7 protein-coding genes are annotated in these 4,656 nt (G+C 39.5%); all 7 read left to right on the top strand.

What is annotated here, in order from left to right:
- On the top strand, positions 1-222 hold a 222-nt coding region (locus BCU12_RS23245), incomplete at its 5' end, for a hypothetical protein (protein ID WP_206748377.1).
- Positions 223-326: 104 nt separating this feature from the next.
- Entirely contained in the window at positions 327-761 is a 435-nt protein-coding gene (locus BCU12_RS09585) for a hypothetical protein (RefSeq protein WP_102404099.1), read from the top strand.
- Positions 762-909: 148 nt separating this feature from the next.
- The gene (locus BCU12_RS09590) at positions 910-1,386 is read left to right on the top strand and encodes a hypothetical protein (protein ID WP_102404100.1); all 477 of its coding nucleotides are present in this window, start codon (positions 910-912) and stop codon (positions 1,384-1,386) included.
- Between the two features lie 115 nt (positions 1,387-1,501).
- On the top strand, positions 1,502-2,002 hold the full coding sequence (locus tag BCU12_RS09595) for a hypothetical protein (RefSeq protein ID WP_102404101.1): 501 nt from the start codon (positions 1,502-1,504) through the stop codon (positions 2,000-2,002).
- Positions 2,003-2,893: 891 nt separating this feature from the next.
- Positions 2,894-3,475, top strand: a complete 582-nt coding sequence (locus tag BCU12_RS09605) for a hypothetical protein (RefSeq protein WP_133153849.1) — start codon at positions 2,894-2,896, stop codon at positions 3,473-3,475.
- Positions 3,476-3,615: 140 nt separating this feature from the next.
- On the top strand, positions 3,616-3,924 hold the full coding sequence (locus BCU12_RS09610) for a hypothetical protein (RefSeq protein ID WP_102404104.1): 309 nt from the start codon (positions 3,616-3,618) through the stop codon (positions 3,922-3,924).
- A 117-nt stretch (positions 3,925-4,041) separates the two neighbouring features.
- The gene (locus tag BCU12_RS09615; protein ID WP_102404105.1) at positions 4,042-4,572 is read left to right on the top strand and encodes a GNAT family protein; all 531 of its coding nucleotides are present in this window, start codon (positions 4,042-4,044) and stop codon (positions 4,570-4,572) included.
- Positions 4,573-4,656 lie beyond the last annotated feature (84 nt).

A 4,656-nucleotide genomic window follows, 5' to 3' on the forward strand; every position in this document is an offset into this window, starting at 1 on the left:
TTTAGGCAACAACGCCTTTTGAAGGCAGTTAATGATTTCTTCAACTTGTTTTTCTTAGAATGGTGTAAGTTGGATACAAATACAGTTTGTGGCCTGCTCTTACAGAATGAAAAAGTCAGTATTCCTTTTAATGCGTCCGTCGCGATAGATGGCATGGGTGGCCTAGATAAAGCGGTAAAAGATTGGGGAATAGACTTTAGGTTTATTGGCAAAAAGTTATAACAAGGCACTAAACCCGACACTCCAACGCTTGGCAATTTTGCTTCGCAAAAGTCTATGCCAAGGTTTCGGGCGGGTTAGTTTAGCGTTAGGCTTCAGGAGGTCATATGAACCCAAGTATGGTAGCTTTGCATTCAAATTGGCTGAATGCTGATGCTGTAAAGGTCGTAATCAATACAGCTTTACCAGTCGATGAAAGTTATTCAAGTGAGTTGCAAACCCTATCTCAGTTGCACTCATCGTTTCGACGGATTTCGGTTTTTTACTCATTGTTATACGTTGTAGTCGAAGGTTATCGTGAACTTGGCAGTACCGATGAAAAAGTGGACTCATTATTGGAACAACACGATTTTGTAGATGCCTTGAGGCTTTTTAGGAACGCCACATTTCATTATCAAAAATCGCCAATACCCGAAAAAGCTATGAAGTTTCTTGAAACCGAAAATAGTGAAAACTGGATTCAAGATCTTCATGTTGGCTTTCGTCGGTATTTCGAGCAGCAGTTGCCGATAAAGGAAACAATGGAGAAACTAAAAGCCTAACAAACGCTTCAAGTGGGATTGCCAACGCTCGGCATTTTTGGTTTGGCTTTTGTGATTAAGGTGGTAAAGGTAAAGTTTGGGGTTTGAAGTTGGCAACCCCTTAAGCGGGCGTTATGTGCTCTCGCTTGTAATTAACATTGGAGAATTGATGGATAATCTAATTGCATTAACTTTAGGGATCGTTGCTAGTTTAATAGCAACATTTTTGTTTATTGGTATTAGTGAGTTATCACGGAGAGTACTCATACCAAAATTTAGGGATTTAGTGTATTCCGGCGTTCGTTTAGATGGGCGTTGGGAGTTAAATACCACCGTGACAGCTATGCAAAAAGAGGCAATAGCTACACTGGAATTAAATCAAAAAGGGGATCAGGTCACAGGTTTATACCGTCACAAAGATCTGGAGACTCAAGGTATGTCTGAATATGACTTTAAGGGTGAAATAAAGGATATGTATCTGGTCGCCTCTATTTCACCTAAAAGTAAGCAACAAGTTGATTCTGCTGCTTTGATGTTTATGGTAAAACCGACCTCAGGAGGATTGCTTCTTCAAGGGGGGATGATAATGAGAAGTGACCCATATATGAAATACCAAGGTGATTTAGAGTTTAACTTACGCACATAACAAGTTAATTAAGTGGACTTATCAACGCTGGGCACTCTCGGCTTGAAGTCTGATATGCTCGGTAAAGTCAGTGGTTACAGCCACTTATTAAAGCGTTAACTGGCTAGGATTAGATATGCGCAAATTTCATATTTATGGTTTGGATGTTGAGGTAGGTAATAAAACCTATACGACTAGATATCGATTGATCGCTTTACTACTAGCTCTTTTGTTTCTACTAACGAACTCTGGTCAAGCTGGCTATATTGAAGCATTGTTCGTCGCTCCCCCATTTATACTATTGCTTCATGAGATTTATAGGCTAGTCAATAAACCTACAATATTAGTAGTTGGATATAATGGAATTTACCACCACAAGTTAGGACTCATTCCTTGGTCCAATATCGAGCAAGTTGAATTCCACCGTTCTATGACTACTTTGTTCGTTAAATCACTAATAGTTTTTATAAAAGAGCCACAAGTGTCATACAACTACTGGTTCATAAAGCCAATTAAAATGGAAAACAAGCGTATCTATATAAGTATGTCGTTTACAGACTGCGACGTAGAAAGTGCATGCCAACATGCTAAAGTAATGAAATCTTGGTATGAGGCAACCAATGGGAATGCCAGTTAACAAGGCGCTAAACCAGACACTGCACGCTTGGCATTTTTGCTCTGCAAAAGTATATGCAAAGGTGCTGTGCAGGTTAGCTAAGCGTTAGTGGTCTAAGGCTTTGAAAGGTTTTAGGGCTAATGTTTGTTCTGCACTCGTCGCAATATTGTTTTACGGGTGTAGCTTTTTGGCGGTTCGGGATCGCATGATGTAAATATTCGATTTAGGGCGTTTTGTTTGGCCGAGGCAAACGCCGAGTTGCTGCCTAAGTAAGTTCTACAAATATCGGGCATTGGTTCAACTAATAAACGCTTGCACCAATAATCAGTATTCAATGGCGAAGCCGCCCACTAACAAGTTAATTAAGTGGACTTATCAACACTGGGCACTCTCGGCTTGAAGTCAGATAGGCTTGGTAAAATCAGTGGTTACAGCCACTTATTAAAGCGTTAGTGGTCTAAGGCTTTGAAATGTTTGAGGTTAAATTTTATTCAGTATTCGTAGCAATATTGTTTTACTGGCAACGTTTTTGGGCGCTACTGGATCGCATGATGTTAATGTTCCATTTAGGGCGCTTCGGTTGGCCTAGTCAATTGCTGAATTGCTACCTAAGTAAGTTCTACAAATATCGTGCATTAGCCCAAATAATAAAGGCTTGTGCCAATAATCAGCATTCAATGGCGAAGCCAACCACTAACAAATTACTAAAGTGGACTTATCAACGCTCGGCACTCTCGGCTTGAAGTCTGGTATGCTCGTTAAAGTCAGTGGTAACAGCCACTTAGTAAAGCGTTATGTTTTTAGCGGACATTCAAGCTAATGCTTGTCCTTAACTTCTCTCAAACGTATCGAGATAATAGTGACCAGTAAAATCGATATGATAGAGGTATACATGAGAAATGAAGTACAACGTTGGCATACGACACCTTGGGGTATTCTATTGCTAAATACCATAGCGGGATTTATCGTAGTATTGATTACAACGTACGTATTTTAGAGATAATGAGTATGGCTAAATTTGATAACTCCAAAGAGAGTACTAGTGAGCTTGAAGAAGCGTGGCAACTCATCAATGATACGTATTATGAAGGACTTGATCTTGATGCGGATCGACCAATAGTAAGTGAAGACCCCCTTGGTAAGCTGGCATTTTTCATGGAGTTTGACTTATATCCTCCTCCAGAGTTGTTAATGCAAATTGTGAATGTTTATCAGAGTTATATTGCGCAAGAAGGGTCTGTGAATCTAGAAGAATCATTTTACGGAAAGCCCATAAAAGGTTTAGGTAACTATTCTGGTCGGAAGTCGAAATCCGAAGATGTTAAGTTTCTAGATGTGATGCTTCAAATTGAAAGTGTTACTCAAAATGTTAAAACCAAAAGTCAGATTGAAATCGCAGAAGAATATTTGCTAAACAAGGGCTCTGACGAAGACCCTGAACATTTACTAAGAAAGTTAAGAAGGCATAAAGCTAAATCAAAGAAACAAACATAACAAACTGCTCAACTGGATTAACAAACGCTTGGCATTTTTGGTCTAATCAGCTTTGGTGTTTCAGGCGGTAATTTTTAGCTAAGTGGTTTTGTTTGTTAACCAATTAGCAGAGCGTTAGTGCTATTAAATAGGAATTAAATATGAGCTTAAATTGCCCTGATTGTAAAGCACCACTTAATGCTAAAGAGTTGTTTCTAAACTCGATTACAACTTGTAAAGTATGTGAGAAAAATTGTTGTATGGGGAACCTTATTCAGTATCTAACAATTGCTTTAGTTGGACTAATTAGCCTGTTTGGTTTGCTGTTTATTTCAACAACATTCGAAAAATCAGTCCAATTATTTTTATCTTTGGGTGGAAGTTTGATTTGTATTTCTATAACTGGGTTAATTGTTCTTAGGCCGGTTAAATATTTTGGTGATTCAGCCAAGGTAATAAAAAAGCACTAACAAGTTACTCAAACGGACGCTAAACAGTTGGCTAGCACTCGTTCCTCGTACATTTTAGCCAACTATTTCGCGCCGCTTAGTAAGGCGTTAGTTTGCTTCAAAGAATAGGTAAGTATCGTGGAAGAAAAACGAGTAAGTATTAGACCAGCAAAACCGAATGAATTGGAACCCGTTCATACTTTGGTAACTGAAAACGACTCATGGACTCAGTTTAATGGTCCGTATTTTCCTTATTCTCACCCTTCGTTAAAGCAGTTCGAAAAGTCATCGTTTCAACGGTTGCTAAGTGGCTCAGATTTACAGTTAATCACTGTCGATGACAACCCAATAGGAACAGTCAGCAGTTACTGGGAATGTGAAGAAACTCATTGGCTTGAAGCTGGTGTGGTGATCTACGATTCAAACTTCTGGGGTCAAGGTATCGCTGCTTTGGCTCTTCCTCAATGGGTATCTTACTTGTTCAAAAATAACAGAATCGAAAGGGTCGGTTTGACAACATGGTCAGGTAACCCTTGCATGATGTCTTTGGCGTTGAAGTTGGGCTTTCGGCAAGAAGCGAGGCTAAGAAAAGTACGTTATTATGAAGGCGAGTATTACGATTCAGTGAAATATGGGGTGTTGCGTTCGGAGTGGCAAGAACGCAACTAACAAGTTAATTAAGTGGACTTATCAACGCTGGGCACTCTCGGCTTGAAGTCTGATAGGCTCGGTAAAGTCAGTGGTAACAGCCAC

The sequence above is a fragment of the Vibrio sp. 10N.261.55.A7 genome (genome assembly GCF_002877365.1).
Taxonomy (GTDB): Bacteria; Pseudomonadota; Gammaproteobacteria; order Enterobacterales; family Vibrionaceae; genus Vibrio.